The organism is Pseudomonas cremoricolorata (assembly GCF_000759535.1).
Taxonomy (GTDB): domain Bacteria; phylum Pseudomonadota; class Gammaproteobacteria; order Pseudomonadales; family Pseudomonadaceae; genus Aquipseudomonas; species Aquipseudomonas cremoricolorata_A.
In genome coordinates, this window is sequence record NZ_CP009455.1 from 4670400 (window position 1) to 4691433 (window position 21034).

Below are 21034 nucleotides of genomic sequence, written 5' to 3' on the forward strand. Positions count from 1 at the left end.
CCCTTGTGGGTGGATCGTGTGCAGCGTCGAAGTGTCTAGCTGCGCGGCTGCGACATCGTCGCGGCAGACGTCGCCTGCTTTCTCAGCTTGCCGCGATAGAAGACGAACATCACCAGCAGCCATACCGGGATGGCGAATACCGACTTCTGGATACCCGGGATCATCAGCATGATGCCCAGAATCAGCACCACGAAGGCCAGGCACAGGTAATTGCCATAGGGGTAGAACAACGCCTTGAAACGTGGGGTCTGCCCGGTGGCGTTGAGGTGCTGGCGGAACCTGAGGTGCGAGTAGCTGATCATCGCCCAGTTGATCACCAGGGTGGCGACCACCAGCGACATCAGCAATTCCAGTGCTTGCGCAGGCATCAGGTAATTGAGCAGCACGGCGATCAGGGTGAAGGCGGCCGAGGCCAGCAGCGCCCGTACTGGCACGCCACGGCGGTCGATCTTCGCCAGCGCAGCCGGCGCGTCGCCCTGCTCGGCCATGCCATAGAGCATGCGCGCGTTGCAGTAGGTGCCGCTGTTGTACACCGACAGTGCGGCGGTCAGCACCACGAAGTTGAGCAGGTGCGCAGCCACGTCACTGCCCAGCAGCGAGAACACTTGCACGAACGGGCTGCTGCCGTAGCTGCCACCCGAGGCGTCGATGCTCGCCACCAGGGTGTTCCACGGGGTCAGCGAAAGCAGCACGACCAGGGCGCCGATGTAGAAGATCAGGATGCGATAGATGACCTGGTTGATCGCCTTGGGAATCACCTTGCGTGGCTGGTCGGCCTCGGCTGCGGTGAAACCGAGCATTTCCAGGCCGCCGAACGAGAACATGATGATCGCCAGGGCCATGACCAGGCCACTGACGCCATTGGGGAAGAACCCGCCATGCTCCCACAGGTTGGTGACCGAAGCATCCGGGCCTCCGTTGCCGCTGGTCAGCAGCCAGGCGCCAAGGGCAATCATGCATACCACGGCGGCGACCTTGATGATGCCGAACCAGAATTCGGCCTCGCCGAACACTTTGACGTTCATCAGGTTGATGGCGTTGATCAGTACGAAAAAGCCCGCTGCGGACACCCAAGTGGGGATTTCCGGCCACCAGTAATGCACGTACTTGCCCACTGCCGACAGTTCCGACATGCCCACCAGCACGTACAGCACCCAGCAGTTCCAGCCCGACAAGAAGCCCGCAAAGCCGCCCCAGTAAGTGTGGGCGAAGTGGCTGAACGAACCGGCCACCGGCTCTTCGACGATCATTTCGCCGAGCTGGCGCATGATCAGGAAGGCGATGAGGCCACAGATGGCATAACCGAGGATCATCGACGGGCCGGCCATCTTCATGACCCCGGCCGAGCCGAGGAACAGGCCGGTGCCGATGGCGCCACCCAGGGCGATCAACTGGATATGACGGTTTTTCAGGCCACGCTTGAGTTCGCCTGACTGCGAGTTGTGTTCACTCATGAACGAAGTCACCTGCACTGTTTTTATCTGTGACGGAATCGGACCCATCACGCTCGTGGCGCGATGGAATGGGCAAGGTGGTTACCTTGATGCCGGGAGGCGGCGACGCGAGGCGATCGACCGAATGTCAGCACGGGTGCGCGGAGCGCGAAGGGTCACAGGTAAAACGCGGCGCCCTGTATACCCTTGCGAGCGCGCAGGCGTCAACGCAGTGGGTCAGTTCCGGATGGAAAAACGCACGGCGCCCCGACAGGGACGTCTGGTTTGGCAGGAATTCTTTACAGAATCGGGAAGAAAGCCTGAATTCGGCGGGAAACGACGATTGATTTCGTCAGAAAATCTTTACAGGGTAGAAGCGTATTGCGCGTTGCAAGAAGGCCATTCGCAGGTAAACCGCGAATGACCGACCCTGCGATCAGCCGCGCGGCTTGCCGCGGCCGCGGCCTGCCGGCTTGTCGCCCTCAGGCTTGGTGCCGCGTTTGCGCATGTCGCTCGGGCGCTCGGCGACGGTGCTGCTACGGCCCTTGCGCGGGGCGTCGTCCTTGGCCGGACGCTGCGGACGTTCGGCTGCACCTTCCTGGGCCGGACGCAGGCTGCGCACGCGCTCGTTGCGGCCCATCGGGCGGCTCGACTTGCGCTGCAAGCGCTCGAGCTTTTCCTTGGCCTTGAGGTTGAGCGTCGGCAGGGCGACGGGCTTGAGGCCCACTTCAGCGGCGAGGATGTCGATTTCGCCCTGGCTCATTTCCCGCCAGCGACCCATCGGCAGGTCGGAGTTGAGGAACACCGGGCCGAAACGCACGCGCTTCAGACGGCTGACCACCACGCCCTGGGATTCCCACAGACGACGCACTTCGCGGTTGCGACCTTCCATCACCACGCAGTGGAACCAGTGGTTGAAGCCTTCACCGCCAGGGGCTTTCTGGATGTCGGTGAACTTCGCCGGGCCATCTTCGAGGGTCACGCCGGCCTTGAGGCGGTCGAGCATGTCGTCGTCGACCTCGCCACGCACACGTACCGCGTACTCACGGTCCATCTCGTAGGACGGGTGCATCAGGCGGTTGGCCAGTTCGCCGTCGGTGGTGAACAGCAGCAGGCCGGTGGTGTTGATGTCCAGGCGACCGATATTGATCCAGCGCCCTTCACGGGGCTTGGGCAGGCGATCGAACACAGTCGGACGGCCTTCGGGGTCGTCACGGGTGCAGATTTCGCCGTCGGGCTTGTTGTACATGATCACCCGGCGGGTCGCCTCGGCGGCTTCCTCGCGCTTGATCAGCTTGCCGTCCACGGCGATGGCATCGTGCAGGTCGACGCGCTGGCCCAGGGTGGCGGCCACGCCATTGACCTTGATCCGACCTTCGCTGATCCAGGCTTCGACGTCACGGCGCGAACCGACGCCGATGCGTGCGAGCACCTTTTGCAGTTTTTCGCCGGAGGGCGGGACGGGTTGGGGTTGTTGCAGGTCGTTGTCGCTCATTCAGGCACCTCCCGGTGTAGTCATGACAATCGAATTGGCGGCGGATGCGCCAAAGGGGTCGCGCACTATACGCGGATTGGTGGGGGAACGCACGGGGGCTTTTCTGGGCGGTTTGGCGGCGGGGGGCTGGTGCCTTGTTCTGTAGCGTGCACGTTGATGGCGTTGTCAGGATTCATTGGCTTGGTTGGCTTTGAGTCACCTTTTCGCCTTTACGGCGAGTTACTTTTGTTTGCGGACAAAAGTAACCAAAAACCGCCTGCTCCACGATCCGGCCCTTCACTACGCTGCGCTACGTTACGGGTTCCCTGCGTTCCGGTGCTCTACGGGGCGCCGCGTGCAAGGGTTGCTACGCAACCCTCACACCTCGCGTCCTCGGCTGCGCCTCGGGTGCGCTGACGCGCACGCCCCTTCGAACACCTCCACTTCGGCCGGACCCAGTCGCGATCTGTGTTGCCTGAACTGTCGCGTATGAAGATCAAGATCAAGATCAAGAGCAAGACCAAAAGCAACGGCAACGGCAACGGCAACGGCAACATTCATGAGGGTTCACCCGCTAGAAGCTCAGAGCGGGCGACACTTTGGTATGTTTTCGGCACATCTCACTCGCCCGGTTCAGGCCGGCAGTCAAGCCTATTTCGCTTGAGATCGCTTATACATAGAGCGAGCTTTTGATCTTCGTACGCGATAGTTCAGGCGACACAGATCGCGACTGGATCCGGCCGGAGTGGAGGTGTTCGTAGGGGCGTGCGCGCAGCGCACCCGAGGCATAGCCGAGGACGCGAGGTGTGAGGGTTGCGCAGCAACCCTTGCCCGCGGCGCCCCGTAGAGCACCGGAACGCAGGGAACCCGTAACGCAGCGCAGCGTAGTGAAGGGCCGGATCGTGGAGCAGGCGGTTTTTGGTTACTTTTGTCCGCAAACAAAAGTAACTCGCCGTAAAGGCGAAAAGGTGACTCAAAGCCAACCAAGCCAGTGAATCCTGACAGCGCCATCAACGCGCACGGTGCAAAAAATTACCAGCCATGACCCACGTTCGCTCGGTTAAGCAGTTGAGGCTATTTGGCTGGAAGTCGCTTATGCATAGCGAGCTTTTGATCTTCATACGCGATTGCTCAGGCGACACAGATCGCGACTGGGTCCGGCCGGAGTGGAGGTGTTCGAAGGCGCGTGCGCGTCAGCGCAGCCGAGGCATAGCCGAGGACGCGAGGTGTGAGGGTTGCGCAGCAACCCTTGCCCGCGGCGCCCCGTAGAGCACCGGAACGCAGGGAACCCGTAACGAAGCGCAGCGTAGTGCAGGGCCGGATCGTGGAGCAGGCGGTTTTTGGTTACTTTTGTCCGCAAACAAAAGTAACTCGCCGTAAAGGCGAAAAGGTGACTCAACGCCAACCAAGCCAATGAATCCTGACAATGTCATCAAAGCGCACGGAACCTGACCAGCGAATCCTGGAACTACCACGAAAACCCAAACGAATCAGGACCGCGACTCCTCCTCTGGCCCCGACTCCACCTCACGCAAATCATCGAAATCAATCTTCAACCCTTCCTCCATCGCATCCAACTCGACCAGCAACGACCGGAAGCTGGTTTCTTCCTTGGGCTCGGCACCGTCTTCGCCTTCATCACCCTCGGCCAGACTGGCGTCGGCCAGGGCTTGCAGGTGCGCCGGCACCGGGGCGTCGTCGGGGTCGAGGTCATCGAGCGGCGGCGCCGGCTCCAGGTCGCGCAGTTCGGCCAGCGCCGGCAATTGCTCAAGACCGCTGAGGTTGAAGTGGTCGAGGAACGCCTTGGTGGTGGCGAACATCGCCGGACGTCCCGGCACCTCGCGGTAGCCGACCACCTTGATCCACTCACGCTCGACCAGGGTGCGCACGATGTTGCTGTTGACGGCCACGCCGCGCACGTCTTCGATTTCACCGCGGGTGATCGGCTGGCGGTAGGCGATCAGCGCCAGGGTTTCGAGCAAGGCGCGCGAGTAACGCTGGGGGCGCTCTTCCCACAGCCGACCGACCCAGGGCGCGTACTGCTCGCGGATTTGCAGTCGGTAGCCGCTGGCGACTTCCTTGAGCTCGAACGAACGTCCGGCGCAGGACTTGCCCAGCACCTCCAGGGCCTTCCTGAACACCGAGGGCGCTGGCCGTTCAGGCTGCTCGAACAGCTCGTACAAACGCTCGAGCGACTGTGGCTTGCCGGAGGCGAGCAGGAAAGCTTCGATCAGTGAGGCCAGCTCACGGGGGTCATTGAGGTTCATGGGGTTCAACGAATTCCGAATCGGGCGCACTGCGCACACGCACGTGGATAGGGGTGAACGGCTCGTTCTGCACCAGCTCGATCAGCGACTCCTTGACCAGTTCGAGAATCGCCATGAAGGTCACCACCACGCCCAGCTTGCCTTCCTCGGCGGTGAACAGCTCGACGAAGGGCACGAAGCCGCCGCCGCGCAGGCGCTCGAGCACATGACTCATACGCTCACGGGTCGACAGCACCTCGCGGGTGATCTGGTGGCTTTCGAACAAATCGTTGCGGCGCATGACCTCGGCCATGGACATCAGCAGCTCAGGCAGACTGACCTGCGGCAGCAGCTTGCGCACCTTGGCCAGCGGCGCTTCCAGGCGCGGTACGTAGAAGTCGCGGCCCTGGCGCGGCAGTTGGTCGAGGTCCTCGGCGGCGGCCTTGAAGCGTTCGTACTGTTGCAGGCGGCGAATCAGCTCGGCACGCGGGTCGCCCTCTTCGGCTTCGACCTCGGCAGAGCGCGGCAGCAGCATGCGCGATTTTATCTCGGCAAGCATGGCGGCCATCACCAGGTACTCGGCAGCCAGCTCCAGGCGCACGTTCTTCATCAGCTCGACGTAGGTCATGTACTGACGGGTGATTTCCGCCACCGGAATGTCGAGGATGTCGATGTTCTGCTTGCGGATCAGGTACAGCAGCAGGTCGAGCGGGCCTTCGAAGGCGTCGAGAAACACTTCCAGCGCATCGGGCGGGATATACAGGTCGACCGGCAGCTCGGTCAGCGCCTCGCCGTAGACCAGCGCCAATTGCAGCTGCAAGGGCGATGGCGGCTCGATCTGCGCCACGGGCAGGGCGGCGTCCTGCTGATTCACGCCTGGGCCAGGAAGGGCTCGGGGTCGCCGCAGCCTTCACGGATCAGCGCCGGCTCGCCTGCGGAAAGATCGATGACGGTGGACGCCTTGAGGCCGCCATAACCGCCGTCGATGACCAGGTCGACTTGGTGCTCCAGGCGCTGACGAATTGCGTAAGGGTCGGTCATCGGCTCTTCATCGCCCGGCAGAATCAGGCTGACGCTCATCAGCGGTTCACCCAGCTCTTCGAGCAAGGCGCGCACGATGGGGTTGGCCGGCACACGCAGGCCGATGGTGCGGCGTTTTTCGTGCATCAGCAGGCGCGGCACTTCGCGGGTGGCGTTGAGGATGAAGGTGTAGGGCCCTGGAATGTGCGCCTTCAACAGACGGAAGTTGGCCGTGTCGATTTTGGCGTACAGGCCCATCTGCGACAGGTCACAGCACAGCAGCGTGAAGTTGTGCTGTTTGTCGAGCTGGCGCAGACGACGCACCCGCTCGATGGCGGACTTGTCGCCGATCTGACAACCCAGCGCGTAGGCCGAATCGGTAGGGTAGACCACTACCCCGCCCTTGCGAATGATCTCGACGGCCTGTTTGATCAGCCGCGCCTGGGGGTTTTCGGCGTGTATCTGGAAAAATTGGCTCACGTAGTCATCCTGTGCATCACGCAATAGGCTGTTCATGACGGAATCGACGCCACAGCGGTGGCAAGTCCTCGGGCAAAGGCCGATAGGCGCCTATCTCGCCCCAGGCGCCGGGGCCATGGAAGTCGCTGCCAGCGCTTGCCAGCAGACCGAACTCACGGGTGAGAATCGACATGGTGCCCACCTGCTCGGCGGGCATCATGCCGTTGACCACTTCCAGCGCTTGCCCGCCTGCTTGCAGATAATCGGCGATCAGCCGTCTGCGCTTGCTGCGGGTCAGGTCGTAGTGCATGGGATGCGCCAGGCTCACCCATGCGTTGGACTCGCGCAGTGTCGCGACAGTTTCCTCAAGGGTCGGCCAGTGCTGCTTGACGTCACCCAGCTTGCCGGCGCCCAGCCATTTGCGGAATGCTTCGCCGCGATCCTTGGCATAACCAGCCTGCACCAGGTACTCGGCAAAGTGAGGTCGAGCCGGAGCGTTGTCGCTCGCGCCCTGGGCCTGCTGAACGGCGCGCGCGCCTTGCAGGGTACCGGGCATGCCCTTTTGCGCCAGGCGCCGGTCGATTTCTTCGGCGCGCAGCCAGCGGCCGCGGTGCAACTGCTCGATGGCAGCCAGCAACGGCGGGGCGTCAATGGGGAAATCATAGCCCAGCACATGGATGGTTGCGCCATTCCAGGTGCACGACAGCTCGACCCCGCTGATCCAGCGCATGCCCAGGGCCGCGCAGGTGGCACGCGCCTCGGCCAGACCATCGAGGGTGTCGTGGTCGGTCAGGGCGAAGGTCTGCACCCCATGCTCGTGGGCACGGGCGACCAGCGCCGAGGGCGTCATGGCGCCGTCGGAGGCCGTGCTGTGACAGTGCAGATCAACATTCATGGTGCAGCGCTTTCCCGGGAAACGATGTTTGTTATTATGCCGCGACATCCCGCTTCTGGCTGCCACCGTGAAACAATTCATCGATTTCATCCCGCTGTTGCTGTTCTTCATCGTCTACAAGCTCGACCCACGCATGATCGACATCGCCGGCCATGACTTCGAACTGGGCGGTATCTACAGCGCGACGAAAATCCTCATCGCCAGCTCGGTGGTGGTCTATGGCGCCCTGTTCGTCCGCCAGCGCAAGCTGGAAAAAAGCCAGTGGTTGACCCTGCTGGCGTGCCTGCTGTTCGGCGGTCTGACCCTGGCCTTCCACAGCGTCACCTTCCTCAAGTGGAAAGCGCCGGTGGTCAACTGGCTGTTCGCCCTGGCCTTCGCCGGCAGCCATTTCATCGGCGACCGGGTATTGGTCAAGCGCTTCATGGGCCATGCCCTGACCCTGCCTGAGCCGGTGTGGCTGCGGCTGAACCTGGCCTGGGTGGTGTTCTTCCTGTTCTGCGGCGCAGCAAACCTGTACGTGGCGTTCACCTTCGAAAGCTTCTGGGTCGACTTCAAGGTGTTCGGCAGCCTGGCCATGACCGTGATCTTCATGGTTGCCCAAGGTATTTATCTGTCGCGTCATCTGCGCGATTCCGACAGTTCCACTCCCAAACCCAAGGATTGACATGCTCTACGCCATCATTGCCAGCGACGTCGAAAACTCCCTGGAAAAACGCCTCGCCGCACGTCCCGCGCACATCGCCCGGTTGCGGGAGTTGCAGGCCGAAGGCCGCGTGGTGCTGGCCGGCCCGCACCCTGCCATCGACAGCAACGATCCCGGTGCTGCGGGCTTCAGCGGCAGCCTGATCGTCGCCGAGTTCGAGTCCCTGACCGCCGCCCAGGCCTGGGCTGAAGCTGACCCGTACGTGGCCGCCGGAGTGTATGGGCAGGTACAGGTCAAACCGTTCAAACAAGTCTTGCCGTGACCTTTGGCGCGATGGGGTTGTCTGTAGCTCAGAGCCTGTTGCCCCAACCCTGATTCGCGCCGAGTAGACCATGAGTGAGCTGTTACTGATTGATGATGACCAGGAACTCTGCGAGTTGCTCGGCAGTTGGCTGAGCCAGGAGGGGTTCGTGGTCCGCGCCTGTCACGACGGTCAGAGCGCTCGCCAGGCCCTGGCCGAGCAGGCGCCGGCGGCGGTGGTGCTGGATGTGATGCTGCCCGATGGCAGCGGCCTTGAACTGCTCAAGCAACTGCGCACCGAACACACCGACCTGCCGGTGCTGATGCTCTCGGCCCGTGGCGAGCCGCTCGACCGCATCCTTGGCCTCGAGCTGGGCGCCGATGATTACCTGGCCAAACCCTGCGACCCACGCGAGCTGACCGCGCGCCTGCGCGCCGTGCTGCGCCGCAGCCATCCCACGGCGGCCACCACCCAGGTCGAGGTGGGTGATCTGGTGTTCAGCCCGGTACGCGGTGTGGCCAGCATCGACCAGCGGGAAATGACCCTGACCCTCTCGGAAAGCCGCATCCTCGAAGCCTTGCTGCGCCAGCCGGGCGAGCCCCTGGACAAGCAGGAACTGGCGCAACTGGCCCTGGGCCGCAAGCTGACCCTTTACGACCGCAGTCTGGATATGCATGTCAGCAACCTGCGGCGCAAGATCGGCCCGCATGCCGACGGCCGCCCGCGTGTGGTAGCGCTGCGCAGCCGGGGCTACTACTACAGCCTGTGAGGTGCGCTGGCCAGGTGACGAGTGATCTTTACCCTGCCTTTACCCTACCCTGACCGCGCCTGACTTCCACCTCCCTAGACTGGCCACATCCGGTAAACGCCGGCCCATGACAGGAGAGACACCATGCGCAAGACCCTCATCGCTCTGATGTTCGCCGCTGCCCTGCCCACCGTCGCCATGGCCATGCCAGAAGGCGGTCCGCGCCATGACGGCCCGCCGCACCGCGGTGGCGCACCCTTCGCCCAGCTTGATCTGACCCGCGAACAGCGTCACCAGGTCGACCAACTGATGCGCGACCAGATGCATGAAGGCCGCGAGATTCAGAAACGCTACCTGGACAAGCTGCCGGCTGCCGAGCAGAAGGCCATGCAGGACGAGATCAAGGCCAACCACGAGAAGACCGACAAGGAAATCCGTGGCTTGCTCAAGCCCGAGCAGCAGAAGCGCTTCGATGAAATGCAGAAAGAACGCGCGGCGCGCGCCGCCGAATGGCAAGAGTTCCAGGCCTGGAAAGCTGAAAAAGCCAAGAAGGCCCAGTAAGCTGTCAGCCCCACGCCCGATCCCCCAGGGGTCGGGCTTTTTTCGTTGACTGGAGGTAGCCCGTCTTGCGATCCCTGTTCTGGCGCATCCTTGCCAGCTTCTGGCTGGCCATCGCCCTGGTCGCCGGGCTGTCGCTGCTGCTTGGCCACATGCTCAACCAGGACGCCTGGATTCTCAGTCGCCACCCAGGCTTGAGCGGGCTCGCCAGTGAGTGGACCGAACGCTACGAGCGCGACGGCATCAACGCCGCGCAACGCTTTCTGGAGCGGCGCAAACAGCGCTACAAGGTCGATGTGCAGGTGCTCAATGACAGCGGCGAAGCGGTGGTGCCAGGCACGTTTCCGCGCCGCGCGGCCGACTTCGAGGCACGTCAGCACAACGATGACCGGCGCCTGCCATGGCGGCGTCTGACCCAGGAATACACCAGTCCCACCAGCAACGAGACTTACCTGCTGATCTACCGTATCCCGCATCCGGAACTCGATGCCTGGCACCGCGACAGCCTGCTCTGGCCGCTGAGCGCGCTGGGTATCGCCCTGGTGGTGCTGACCCTGTTCAGCCTGCTGGTGACGCTGTCGATCACCCGCCCGCTGAGCCGACTGCGTGGCGCCGTGCACGATCTCGGCCAGACCAGCTATCAGCAGACCAGCCTGGCGCGCCTGGCCGGGCGGCGCGATGAGTTCGGCGTGCTGGCCAACGACTTCAACAAGATGGGCGCGCGCCTGCAGAGCATGATCGCCAGTCAGCGCCAGTTGCTGCGTGATGTGTCCCATGAACTGCGCTCGCCGCTGGCACGCCTGCGCATCGCCCTGGCCCTGGCCGAGCGCGCCGACGCCGAACAGCGTCAGGCGCTGTGGCCGCGCCTGGCCCGCGAGTGCGACCGCCTGGAGGACCTGATCAGCGAAATTCTCGAACTGGCGCGGGTCGACGCCGAGCAACCCCACGCCGAACCGGTCGACCTCAACGCCTTGTTGGGCAGCGTGCGCAAAGATGCCCAGCTCAGCAGCGATGAGCCCGACATTCGCCTGCAGGCCGAGCCAGGCTTGACCCTGCAAGGCTGGCCAGTGCTGGTCGAGCGCGCGCTGGACAACCTGGTGCGCAACGCCGTGCGCTTCAACCCGCCGGGACAGCCGGTGGAGGTGCAAGCAGTGCGCGAGCCTGGGCGTATCATCGTCAGCGTGCGCGACCATGGCCCAGGCGTGGCCGACGAACATTTGCCGCGCCTGGGCGAGCCGTTCTTCCGCGCTCCTGGCCAGCAAGCCTCAGGCCATGGCCTGGGCCTGGCCATTGCCCGCCGCGCGGTGGAACGCCATGGCGGCCACCTGCATCTGCGCAACCACCCCTGTGGCGGCTTCGAAGCAAGGCTGGAGTTGCCGCTGGTGCCGGTTTAGCCGTGGGCAATTACGCGGTTTGCCACGCAGGCGCGGGGCTATAGGCACTAAAACCGTCGATCGAGCGACGCGATGTCGACTGGCTCAAGGGACATCGAGAGGTCAGCCTGTTGCGACGTGACTTACTTGAACAAGTTGGCCTCGAGGCAATACGTCAGCAGATCCTGATCACTTTCAACCTGCAACTTGCGCATGGCCGACACTTTCTGGGCGCTGACCGTCTTGTTGCTACGCGACAGTTGACGCGCGATATCGCCCACCGTCATGCCCGCAACGAACAGGCGCAGCACCTCCAGCTCTTTCACGGATAGCCGATGAAAGCGCGCTTGCAGCTCGACGCTTGCGCGCACCACCGAGACCGGCGCCGGCATCAGGCTTACATAGCGCTGCCGCTTCCTCAAGGCTTCCAGGGCCTTGTCGATTTCATCATGAAGCTGGTTTTTTTGTATCACCCCAGCCACCCCAAGTTCATGCAGCCGAGCCAGGATCAGGGTGCTGGAAACCATCGTCAGCACCAACACCTGGGTAAGCGGAAAGTGCCTCAGAATATATTCGACGAGCTTGAAGCCATCGCCATAGACGGCATCGCCCGGCATATTGAAATCTGTGATGAGAATGTTCGGGCGGTGCAGTTGCAGTTGGTCGATCAGCTCTGAAGAACTGACCGCCTCGGCGATGACGTTGTAGTGACCACTACGCTGCACGACCTCGCGCACGCCCAGCAAGACGATGGGGTGGTCGTCGGCAATGACCACGGTTAGTTGCGGCATGTACAACACTCCTCGTCGGGCAGCATTCACCCGGAAAAATCGTCCAGCAGACACTGCGCAACTACGCCGAGACGAGTGCACAATGCGCGAACTTGTTCGGCCAGCAGACCTTTCATGGGTGCCTCGTGAAGGGCCTCTTCCACGCGCTGGCAGACCTCATACAGGCCCTTGGCATGCACGCTCGCCAACGCACCACAGAGGCTGTGCAACCGTTGCTGCACCAACGCGGCATCGCCGTGGGCCAGGCCCTGCTCGATTTGCGCCACGTCTGCCAGCAACGTTTCTGCGAGTAGCTGACGCATGGGGTCCGAAAGCTCGATCCAGCCGCTACGGTCTTCGTCCTCTTCTGGGACGGCAGCACCCTGACCGGCCGCACGCCGACACTGGGAAATCAGCGCCTGGCGCAGTCCCCCGAGGCTCAAAGGCTTCACCAGCCAGGCATTCATCCCAGCGGCCAGGCAGCGCTCACCTTCTTCACGCAGCGCATTGGCGGTGATGCCGATGATCGGGACCGACACGCCTTTTTCGCGCAGGGCGCGTGTGAACGCATAGCCATTGAGCCGGGGCATGTTGATGTCAGTGATTACCAGGTCGAAAGCCTGCGCGGACCACGCATCGAGCGCCTGCTGGCCATCACTTACCACCGTGGGGTGAGCGCCCAGCGCCGTCAGTTGCTCGGCCATGACGGCCTGGCTGACGGGGTTGTCCTCAGCTACCAGTACGCGCACGTCCAGAGAAGGCACCTGGGTATATGACGGCACAAATTGGGCCGGTGTCACTGCACGGGAGCTTTCCACGACAGGCAGGCGAACGATCAGCGAGAGGCTGCTGCCCAGCCCCAGCTCGCTCACCACACGCATGCTTCCACCCATCAGCTCGCTCAGCCTTGAGCAGATGGAAAGCCCCAGCCCTGCACCACCGCCCTCTTCACCTCCACTTACCTGATAGAACGGCTTGAACAAGTGTTCAATCGCTTTCTCGGGAATACCTTTCCCGGTATCGGTGACCTGCCATTGCACCAGCACACTGTCACCGGCACGCTCCTGGACCGTCAGGCGCAGGCGTACACGCCCGCAGTCGGTGAACTTGATGGCGTTGCCCAGCAAGTTGTTCAGCACCTGGCGTATCCGCCCGGCGTCCCCCTCCACGAGGGCGGGCATGGCCGGGTCGATTTCCGAGTCGATCTGCAAACCTTTGTTATGGGCCGTGGCCGTGAAACTGGCCACTGCATCCTCCACCAGCTGGTGAGGATCAAAAGGTACTTGCTCCAGCGCCATCTGCCCGGATTCGATCTTGCTGACATCCAGCACATTGCTGATCAGCTGGAACAGCACCGCACACGAACTTTCGATGATTTCCAGGTAGTGGCGCTGACGCTCGCCCAGATCAGTCAGCGAGAGCAGTTCCAGGTTGCCCAGCACGCCGTACAAAGGTGTGCGTATTTCATGGCTCATGGTCGCCAGGAACACGGTTTTTGCTTCATTGGCGGCCGTGGCTTGCCGGCGCGCCTGATTCAGTAACTGGTTTTCATCGACGTGCCGGGTGACATCGTTGCAGCCACACAGAAAGACATCCTGGCCGTCGTAGCGCGAAGCGACGACTACCGCTTGCAGGTAATGCCCTTCCACCAGCAGGCACATTTCGCCGGGGGCCTGATCGCCGTGATGTTGCGCCAGCACGTGGGTCACGGCCGAAGCAATCCCCCACTGCACAGCGCGTTCGTTTTCCAGCAACAACTGCCGGTCATACCGGCGCACGACGCAGAGACCGACCGGGGCGTTGTGCAGAATGATACGGTTGAACGCCTCGTTTTCGGCAAGCCGGTCCTGAGCGCGCTGGGCGGGTACGACGATGCGCGACTTGAACCAGTGGTCGATCCACAAGCCGAGGATGATCGCGGCAATGAAGGTGAGCCCCAGGCCCAGCAACGGCCACTTGGCGTAACGCAGGAAGTTCTGGTAGGTGATCGCATACAGGCCCGTCCAAGGCCTGCCCTCTGCTGCCTTCATCTTGAAGCGCAGGCCATCGCCATTGAAACTCAGGCCCAAGGGGGCCGCGTCGTCAACGCCCAGTTCCCCCATCAGCACATCGCCTTCGGGTGAAATCAAGGTGAATTGGTTGTACACCGACAGGCGCAACACCCGCTCGAATTCATCGATTTGTTCGGTGTCCATCACTGCCGCCAAGGCCAGCGGCTGCTGGGGAGTGCCGGCGGGATGCAAGGTATAGTCCGCGTCGAAACGAATCATGGCGACGATTCGCAGGTTGTCATCGTAGAGCGGCGCCGGGGACCGCAGCCAGTGCACGCGTTGATCGGCGAGCAAGCCTGGGGTGGCCATCAGTTGCCCCAAGCGGTCCACCGCAGCCATGTAATGCTGAGGCAGCAAAGGCAGGTGCTGGCGCTGGTCGCCTGCGTACGGAATAGCCAGGCTCGCCCTGCCGGGCGCCAGGACGAATACCTGCGGGGAGGCATAGAAGGAGCGGGCCCAGAAACCGCCGTAATAATCGGTGAGCTCCACCCCCAGTGCCAGCGCGCGCCGCACATCTGCAGCGGTATAACCGCTACTGTAGGCAAGCGAGAATGCCAACGACATCTCAAGCCCTCGGGCCTTGAGCAGCGTACGCCCCGGAATCGGGAGCGATTCCACCACCGAAACCGGATGCGCCAGCTGTGCAAGAGAGAATGCAGACTGGCGGTTGCTGGTGACCACGTCGCGCAGGAATACCTCATGTTCATTGATGATTTCCACTACGCGGGCGAAATGCAGTTCCAGGCGCTGCTGCTCTGATTCCAGCAGCCGCGAAACCGCCCAGTAGCAGGTGCTGGACAACAGCATCAGCAGCCCGCTGAGCAGCAGCAAGGTCTTGTTCAGGCGCTGGGAGCTTCGGGCAAGCTTGTCCATCCGAAGGCTGGCATGTTTCATGTTCAGGATCGTCGCAGGTAGTCTGGGGAGCAGAAGGCCAGCTCAGCCAATGAGCAGAAGGGCATGGGGCACGGTCAGTGAACCACCACGGTCGCTTGCTGGGCATTGCCATCATCGTCCAACCACGAGAAGCGCACGTCAGCACCTGTTTCCACAGGCCTGTCACCCACGAGCACCGTGGTTGAAAAAGGGGCCAAGGTATCGGCCCTCAGGCCGACAGACACCTGGCCTTGGCGCGCCTCTACGCTGGACAGACTGATGAAATAGGGGGTGGGATTGGTCATCGTCAACCCGCGACGCTCGCTGCTGGCCTTCAGGCGCCACACGGCATCGCCAGCACTGCCAGCAAGCCCCTCCGGGCGCAGGATAACTTTCATCTGCGTGCGCAATGTAATGGTGAGTCGGGTTTCACCTTCGGCAGGCAACTCGCTGGGCTGGGGAGGTATTTCATAGAGGTTGAGCCAGTACATCGACTCCCGGTCCGCCGGCAGGGCTTCACCGCTATACAGCAGGCGCAAGCTGCGTTGCTGACCTGGTGCCAAGCGGAACAGTGGCGGTAGGGGCAAGACGGGTGCGACGGTATCGGGGCTGGACCCCAATTCCCCGTCATCCACCCAGGCCTGCACCATGACCGGGTAAGTGTTCTGGTTGACCAACGCCAATGACGCCTCACGCTGAGCGCCTTGGAAAATCACCCGTGTTCGCTCGGCGGTGACGCCGGCCACGGCATTCATTCCAGCCATCATCGTGGCGATCATCAGTACAACGCGCAGGCCACTACTGAACACGTATCACCACTTGCGCCGTCGCCTCCACACGCCCGCCCGTTACAGCGGGCTGCCTGGGGCCCTGAAGCTTCTCAAGCCGAGCGTGAAAGATCTCACTGTACTGGGCAACACCGTCCAGGCTGCCTGCCAGGTTGGAGCCGGCCCCCACGACCGGGTACCAGCCACGCGAGTTCGAGGCCACCCCGCCGGCAGAATCCTCATTGGCCAGCAGGTTGATGGGTGCGCCGGAGCGCAATATGCGGATGCCAACCCCCTCTGCAATCCCAGGCTGACCATAACGGTCAGAAAGCAAGTACGACGAGCCACCCTCTGCGTTCATCAAACCAAGCGCAGAGGAAGCAGCCAGTGAACCCGGCGAGACCTTTAAGCCCAGCGCGGTCGCATTGAGGGCCGTTGAGGATTCCGCATTCTGCTGGCACTTGAAAGCCACTTCGAACGGCACCTCGCGGCTGGCACCGGCATTGAGTTCATCCTCTGAAATGGGCGCGAAGGTCACATGGGAGGTGACACTGGTCACTGCGCAGGTTGGGTAGCGCTTGAGCGTTACCCTGTTGTACAGGCCCAGTGCACCGGGCCAGTTTCTGAACCAGCCGCGATAGTTACCAAAGTGCGGCCCGCCTGCTCTCGGGGAACCAATGCCCGGTCCCTTGATGGCGATATAGGCAGCTGGCTGTGCATACGTGTACGGTCGAGAAGCATCAGTGGGTCTGTAGTAGCTGAACCTGCGATCAAAGGGCGCACTGAACAACTCCGCGCGCACCGCGCTCAGGTTCTTGGCCTTGAGCAATTGGTAGCCTCTGGAATCGCGATCCAGGCCGCTCAACCGTCGCTCATTCCAGACAGAGGTAATGTACTGCCCGGTATCAAGATGGGTAAGGCGAAGCAGCACGTTTGGCCATGCGGTACTGTAGGCATGTTGCAGGCCAATGGCGTTTCCGACACTGTCCCCGCCCCGGTACCAACCGCTGTAGAGGTTGTTGCCATTGGTCGAGAACATTTCATACACCTCATCTTGCGCCTCACAGCGAAACAGGACGTGCTCCGGGTCGTAACCGGCCACTGAGCCATACTGAGTGAATGGCACCACAGCGCTCGCCAGCAGCGTTGGGTAAGGCTGAAAGCTGGGGTCGCTGACGTTGATCACGCTTGGCAGGCCAAGCGACCCGTTGCAGGTACCGCATGCCCCCAGCCATGAACTGGCAACACCTTCGCCCGGGCGAATCTGCCAGTTAGCCGTAGTGTTGGGCCGGCCTACCGAGGTTACTTTGTAGCATGTGGCCATGGCAGCCGGCGAAACCATGATGGCAAACACTGTCAAAAACCTGGTCGCTCGTTTCATCACTGCTCCTTGGTAGGCATACAAACCCCGTCAAGCAAGACCAGGCCGTGGCCAGTGCGGGTGGCCTGCACAGCCAGGTCATAGGGGAGCCAGCAGCCATCCTCGGCGCGATCACCCCAGCGCACATGCAGCTTCCCCTTGTCCGCTTCAGCACGTGCATACACCTGCCCGCCCTGCCCGACCAAACCGATCGCGGTGCCCTTTTCATCGACGACATCGGCGCCCAATGGCAACGAGGTTCCATCGGCCATGCTGGCACGCACCAGCAATGCCTGCCCGGCCAGGGTTTTGAACACCACACGCACAGCTGCGCCTGCGTACGGCGCCACCTTGCGTTCCGTTTCCACCAATTCGGCCAGGTCGCTGATGCCCTCCGGGTCCAGGCCCACCGCGTTGTAGCGATAAGGTGAAAGCGAGGGCACCAGGGCGTGACCCGTGCGGTCGACGCGAGCGCCTTGGCCACCCCGTATGGCTGCGCCTGCTGCCCCCTTGGCCTGAACCAGGGCAAAGGTATCGCCAACATAAGGACCAAGAGTAAGCCCGTCACGGTGCAGCACTGCCGCACCGCGCACGCCTGCATTGAGCTGCCGGTAGTCTGTGCCCTGCGAATAGCCCCCACTGAGCGTGGCAAGGGAGGTCTGCCTTTGCAGGTTGGCGTTCCAGTCCGTGCCTCGCCCACTGCTGTCGCGACCGGCCGTGATGGCGTAGCTGGTGGTGCCCTCGTCACCCAAGGTGCCGTTGAGTCCCGTCTGGATAGCGCTGCCGCGGGTGTCGCCTGAGCGACGGCTGAGCATGGAGCTCATGCTGGGTGCGCGTCCTGAAGAACCTAACGGCATCGACAGACTGAGGGTCAGGGTGTCATCGCGATTTCTGGAGCGTGCGAGCCAAGGCTCCTGCACCAGTAGCCGATCGCTATCCGTCTCCCGAAACCACATCGTGCGTTGCCGCGAGTAGGTCAGGCTGTAGCTGAGCTGCCTCCAGGTGTTGGAATAGCCAAATTGCAGTTGCACGTCCCTGCTTTTGCCATCGTAGTAGTCACTCCTGGAGCCACTCAGAAACAGGCTGCCATGGTCACCAAGGCTCTGATTGAGCATAAGGGTAAGCTGATTGCGTTGCTTGAAGGTGCTTGAGTCCCAGGGTTCTTCATCCGTGCCATTACGACGCGCGCCAAGGGCATCGGCCAGGTCCCGATAGCCTTGCGTCGAATAACGGTAACCGGCCAAGGTCACCGTGGTATCAGTTGCCTGGAACGTACGGCTGTAGTTCAAACCCAGCCGCCAGCCCTGTCTACGCTGGTTGTTTTCCACTGTTGCGCTGGAGAACGTGGTGTTGAGCCCGAAGGCACCATATGGGGTTGCCACCACACCACCGCCCAGCGCTGCCAGGTAACCTTCGGCCACACGCCCCCCAAGGTTGGCGGACAATGCGTTGCTCAGGCCGTGCTGGTAAGTAAGCTCTGCAAATGTGCCGTGGCCTCGATAACTCTGACGCACGTCGCCAACCGTTGCGCTGTAGCGCGAGTGCCCAGGGCGGATTGAGTCGGGTACGGCAGCATAGGGCACGGTGAATTGCGCGATGCTGCCGTCCGCCTCGATTACCTGGACATCGAGGTCTCCGTTGTAGGCGGTGCCATACAGGTCATCGATCACGAACGGCCCAGGGGCAACGGTAGTTTCGTGAATTTTCCGACCGTCCTGGCTGATCACCACCCGTGCACTGCTGCTCGCGACACCCCGCACTTGTGGCGCATATTGGCGCTGCGAGTCGGGCAGCATGCGGTCGTCGGACGCCAGCCGCGCACCACGAAAACCGATGCTGCCAAACAGGTTCCCCTCGGTGTAGCTGTCGCCCAAGGTCAACTCGCTACGCCACTGGGGCAGAGCGCGCTGAACATAAGTGCGGACGCTGTTCCAGTTGCTCAGGCGGTTACCACCGAAATTCGAATAGCTGTAGTTGGATTGATGGCGCAAGCGCCAAAGACCCACGTTGATTCCGCTGTTCAAGCCCAGGTACCCGTAACTTGAGTCAGCGTTATCACCCAGTGCGTAGCGGGAGCGGTACAGGTTGGCATCGTAATTGGCGAAGGCCATGCTACTGCCCGACTCCCATTCCTTGGGGCTGATGTAGCCACGCGGTTTGAGATCGAGCAATGCCTGGGGAATGGTCAAGTCCAGCCGCAGTAGCGCACTGTCAAACTTGAAGGACGCACTGGGCAGGCGTTGACTGAGGAGCGGACAGTCATCCTGCTCATCGGTTTGATTGTCAGGTTCGCCACGAACCCCCAGGCCATCGCGCAGGTACCGTTCGTTGAAACACGGCTCTATACCTGCGCTGCGGCTGCGAAACACCACTTCGAGTCGATTGACGTAGCGGCCATTGAGATACAGATCGACCAGATAGGTGCCAGGGTCGACCTGGCTGCGGTCATTGAACCGCTCAAGGCTGCCGCCTGCCAGGCCTGACCCCAGCAACAGGCTATCGTCAAACCTATAGGTAGCCTCGCCACCAATGACGAACTCATTGGCAAGCAACATGACAGCGCCAAGCACGGCGGGCGCATGCTGGCACCTAACGCGACAGTTCATGGAGTATCCCTACCTGGGCGCCGTAGTCGTTGATCAGTTGTGCGCGCAGTTGCACTACCCCATCCGGCAACCGCCCAGGATCAGGAAGCGCCCACTCAGCTTTTCCGAACGGCTCGACCATGGCCGGCTGCAGAGCTAGGTGGTGGTTGCCGACCTGCAAAGTCGCAGAACCGAACGAGGCGTAAAAGCCCGTGGGGTTATGCACCTCTACATGCCAGCCGCTTCCGACCTGAGCCAGGCTGAACTGCAGCTTTTCAGGCAACTGGCCCGCGTTTCCCGCAACACCTTCCGGGCGATAGAACACCTTCAGGCGGTTACGCAGCATCAACAGCACCTGATCACGATCGGCATGTGCGGTATTGCGGGGCGGAATCTGCAGGATGTTGAGGTGAAACAAGGATTCGCGATCTTGTGGCAGCCCCTCGCCGGTGTAGATGATGCGTAGCGTCTGGCCACTGCCAGACGCCAGCCGCGAGACCGCCGGATTTACCAGGAACGGTGCATCGGCGGTTTCAGGTGTCGAAACCGGATCGTCAATGTCTACCCAGGCCTGAACCACGTTACTGAAGTGATCCTGGTTGGTTAGCCGCACTGTCTTCTCTCGAGCCTGGCCGGGATAGATGACACGTGTACCGTTGACTACCACGCTGCCATTGGCCGGCACCGACCACGCACCCGCCATCAGCAACACCAGTGCCACGGGCACCGCTGTGTACCGGCGCATACGGCGAATCTGTACACAACGGGCAAAGGCCATGGGGCATCGAGCACTCCAGCGCCTGACTGCCTGCCACATACCCTCAAGGCAGCCATGAATCATTCGTAGCGCACGGTGTAGGTCACGGAGCTGAGGACAGGCCCGACCGTAACGGTCGACTCTTCGGCCACGTAGCGAACGGCGTAGTCGGCACTGGCGGCAGTCTGACCAGCGGGCAGGCTGATAGTGCCGGCTGTGACGACTGCGTTCCCTGCCAGGTTCAATCGCGTACCACCCGGCCTGTCCAGTATCTGCAAAGCTACACCCGTGGCACCGCCGGTGGCGGCATTGGCCAGGTTACCCGCTGCGGTGGTCGGGTTGATGGCCTGAAAGATCACTTCAAATGTCTGATCGTTCTGCGCCGGGGCTACGCACCCGGTGAGCCGCAGGCTGAACGTTGTCTCGCCTGCAACGCTGCCAGCATTCCCGTTGAGAGCACCCACCGGAACGCTGTTGAGCAACACCGTGGGTTCGGCAACGCCATTGACCACCGCCGAACAGGTTTGCGACGTAATCTCGCCATTAAAGTTTATAGTGCTGGCCGCAGACGCAATATTGGGTGTAATCGCGAGTGCAGCAATCGCCCACATGGCGCTACGAACATTCATTCAAATCTTCCTGTGGTTGTTTGGAAACAAGTACACAGAATGAATGTCGCCTACCTTGCTGGCTTTAAGACACGTCTTAAAACCCTACCTGC

General features: G+C 62.0%; 18 protein-coding genes. 5 read left to right on the forward strand and 13 right to left on the reverse strand.

The window, feature by feature from the left end; genetic code table 11:
* Positions 1–35: 35 nt before the first annotated feature.
* The 6 genes from LK03_RS21030 to LK03_RS21055 form a co-directional block, all read right to left on the reverse strand.
* On the reverse strand, positions 36–1454 hold the full coding sequence (locus LK03_RS21030; RefSeq protein ID WP_038414458.1) for an amino acid permease: 1419 nt from the start codon (positions 1452–1454) through the stop codon (positions 36–38).
* A gap of 415 nt (positions 1455–1869) precedes the next feature.
* On the reverse strand, positions 1870–2928 hold the full coding sequence (gene rluB / locus LK03_RS21035) for a 23S rRNA pseudouridine(2605) synthase RluB (protein WP_028694861.1): 1059 nt from the start codon (positions 2926–2928) through the stop codon (positions 1870–1872).
* 1469 nt (positions 2929–4397) lie between these two features.
* Positions 4398–5174 carry an SMC-Scp complex subunit ScpB gene (gene scpB / locus LK03_RS21040; protein ID WP_038414459.1) on the reverse strand — a complete coding sequence of 259 codons (777 nt, stop codon included), beginning with the start codon at positions 5172–5174 and terminating at the stop codon, positions 4398–4400.
* On the reverse strand, positions 5161–5895 hold the full coding sequence (locus LK03_RS21045) for a segregation and condensation protein A (RefSeq protein WP_167334524.1): 735 nt from the start codon (positions 5893–5895) through the stop codon (positions 5161–5163). The genes scpB and LK03_RS21045 overlap by 14 nt, the downstream gene beginning before the upstream one ends.
* Before the next feature lie 128 nt (positions 5896–6023).
* Positions 6024–6653: an L-threonylcarbamoyladenylate synthase gene (locus tag LK03_RS21050; RefSeq protein WP_038414876.1), complete on the reverse strand. Its 630-nt coding sequence runs from the start codon at positions 6651–6653 to the stop codon at positions 6024–6026.
* A 16-nt stretch (positions 6654–6669) separates the two neighbouring features.
* Complete coding sequence (locus LK03_RS21055) at positions 6670–7527, reverse strand: PHP domain-containing protein (protein WP_038414460.1); 858 nt, start codon at positions 7525–7527, stop codon at positions 6670–6672.
* Positions 7528–7594: 67 nt separating this feature from the next.
* Between LK03_RS21055 and LK03_RS21060 the strand changes: the two genes are divergently transcribed.
* The 5 genes from LK03_RS21060 to LK03_RS21080 all read left to right on the forward strand — a co-directional run bounded on the left by LK03_RS21060 (position 7595) and on the right by LK03_RS21080 (position 11171).
* Positions 7595–8191 carry a septation protein A gene (locus tag LK03_RS21060; protein ID WP_038414461.1) on the forward strand — a complete coding sequence of 199 codons (597 nt, stop codon included), beginning with the start codon at positions 7595–7597 and terminating at the stop codon, positions 8189–8191.
* 1 nt (position 8192) lies between these two features.
* A complete protein-coding gene (locus LK03_RS21065; protein WP_038414462.1) occupies positions 8193–8492 on the forward strand; it encodes a YciI family protein in 300 nt (99 codons plus the stop codon).
* A 70-nt stretch (positions 8493–8562) separates the two neighbouring features.
* Positions 8563–9240, forward strand: coding sequence for a response regulator transcription factor (locus tag LK03_RS21070; RefSeq protein ID WP_038414463.1), 678 nt, complete (start codon positions 8563–8565; stop codon positions 9238–9240).
* Positions 9241–9363: 123 nt separating this feature from the next.
* Entirely contained in the window at positions 9364–9780 is a 417-nt protein-coding gene (locus LK03_RS21075; RefSeq protein ID WP_038414464.1) for a Spy/CpxP family protein refolding chaperone, read from the forward strand.
* Positions 9781–9845: 65 nt separating this feature from the next.
* A complete protein-coding gene (locus LK03_RS21080) occupies positions 9846–11171 on the forward strand; it encodes a sensor histidine kinase (protein WP_038414465.1) in 1326 nt (441 codons plus the stop codon).
* Between the two features lie 122 nt (positions 11172–11293).
* Here the strand turns inward: LK03_RS21080 and LK03_RS21085 are convergent, their stop codons facing one another.
* From LK03_RS21085 to LK03_RS21115, 7 genes are all read right to left on the reverse strand, one after another.
* Positions 11294–11941 carry a response regulator gene (locus LK03_RS21085; RefSeq protein WP_038414466.1) on the reverse strand — a complete coding sequence of 216 codons (648 nt, stop codon included), beginning with the start codon at positions 11939–11941 and terminating at the stop codon, positions 11294–11296.
* A gap of 26 nt (positions 11942–11967) precedes the next feature.
* Complete coding sequence (locus LK03_RS21090) at positions 11968–14865, reverse strand: hybrid sensor histidine kinase/response regulator (protein ID WP_038414467.1); 2898 nt, start codon at positions 14863–14865, stop codon at positions 11968–11970.
* Between the two features lie 74 nt (positions 14866–14939).
* Positions 14940–15623, reverse strand: a complete 684-nt coding sequence (locus LK03_RS21095) for a fimbrial biogenesis chaperone (RefSeq protein ID WP_038414877.1) — start codon at positions 15621–15623, stop codon at positions 14940–14942.
* A 19-nt stretch (positions 15624–15642) separates the two neighbouring features.
* A complete protein-coding gene (locus LK03_RS21100) occupies positions 15643–16992 on the reverse strand; it encodes a fimbrial protein (protein WP_049870588.1) in 1350 nt (449 codons plus the stop codon).
* The gene (locus LK03_RS21105) at positions 16992–19577 is read right to left on the reverse strand and encodes a fimbria/pilus outer membrane usher protein (RefSeq protein ID WP_081951656.1); all 2586 of its coding nucleotides are present in this window, start codon (positions 19575–19577) and stop codon (positions 16992–16994) included. The genes LK03_RS21100 and LK03_RS21105 overlap by 1 nt, the downstream gene beginning before the upstream one ends.
* Positions 19561–20334, reverse strand: coding sequence for a fimbrial biogenesis chaperone (locus tag LK03_RS21110; protein WP_430962053.1), 774 nt, complete (start codon positions 20332–20334; stop codon positions 19561–19563). The genes LK03_RS21105 and LK03_RS21110 overlap by 17 nt, the downstream gene beginning before the upstream one ends.
* A 59-nt stretch (positions 20335–20393) precedes the next feature.
* The gene (locus LK03_RS21115) at positions 20394–20942 is read right to left on the reverse strand and encodes a fimbrial protein (protein WP_038414468.1); all 549 of its coding nucleotides are present in this window, start codon (positions 20940–20942) and stop codon (positions 20394–20396) included.
* Positions 20943–21034: the final 92 nt, after the last annotated feature.

Bases quoted from the DNA above. Each gene is read 5' to 3' on its own strand.
- LK03_RS21090 (WP_038414467.1), bottom strand. From the start codon at position 14,865: ATGAAACATGCCAGCCTTCGGATGGACAAGCTTGCCCGAAGCTCCCAG.
- LK03_RS21065 (WP_038414462.1), top strand. From the start codon at position 8,193: ATGCTCTACGCCATCATTGCCAGCGACGTCGAAAACTCCCTGGAAAAA.
- scpB (WP_038414459.1), bottom strand. From the start codon at position 5,174: ATGAACCTCAATGACCCCCGTGAGCTGGCCTCACTGATCGAAGCTTTC.
- LK03_RS21115 (WP_038414468.1), bottom strand. From the start codon at position 20,942: ATGAATGTTCGTAGCGCCATGTGGGCGATTGCTGCACTCGCGATTACA.
- LK03_RS21075 (WP_038414464.1), top strand. From the start codon at position 9,364: ATGCGCAAGACCCTCATCGCTCTGATGTTCGCCGCTGCCCTGCCCACC.
- LK03_RS21100 (WP_049870588.1), bottom strand. From the start codon at position 16,992: ATGAAACGAGCGACCAGGTTTTTGACAGTGTTTGCCATCATGGTTTCG.
- LK03_RS21030 (WP_038414458.1), bottom strand. From the start codon at position 1,454: ATGAGTGAACACAACTCGCAGTCAGGCGAACTCAAGCGTGGCCTGAAA.
- LK03_RS21070 (WP_038414463.1), top strand. From the start codon at position 8,563: ATGAGTGAGCTGTTACTGATTGATGATGACCAGGAACTCTGCGAGTTG.
- rluB (WP_028694861.1), bottom strand. From the start codon at position 2,928: ATGAGCGACAACGACCTGCAACAACCCCAACCCGTCCCGCCCTCCGGC.
- LK03_RS21055 (WP_038414460.1), bottom strand. From the start codon at position 7,527: ATGAATGTTGATCTGCACTGTCACAGCACGGCCTCCGACGGCGCCATG.
- LK03_RS21110 (WP_430962053.1), bottom strand. From the start codon at position 20,334: ATGGCCTTTGCCCGTTGTGTACAGATTCGCCGTATGCGCCGGTACACA.
- LK03_RS21085 (WP_038414466.1), bottom strand. From the start codon at position 11,941: ATGCCGCAACTAACCGTGGTCATTGCCGACGACCACCCCATCGTCTTG.
- LK03_RS21095 (WP_038414877.1), bottom strand. From the start codon at position 15,623: ATGATCGCCACGATGATGGCTGGAATGAATGCCGTGGCCGGCGTCACC.
- LK03_RS21105 (WP_081951656.1), bottom strand. From the start codon at position 19,577: ATGAACTGTCGCGTTAGGTGCCAGCATGCGCCCGCCGTGCTTGGCGCT.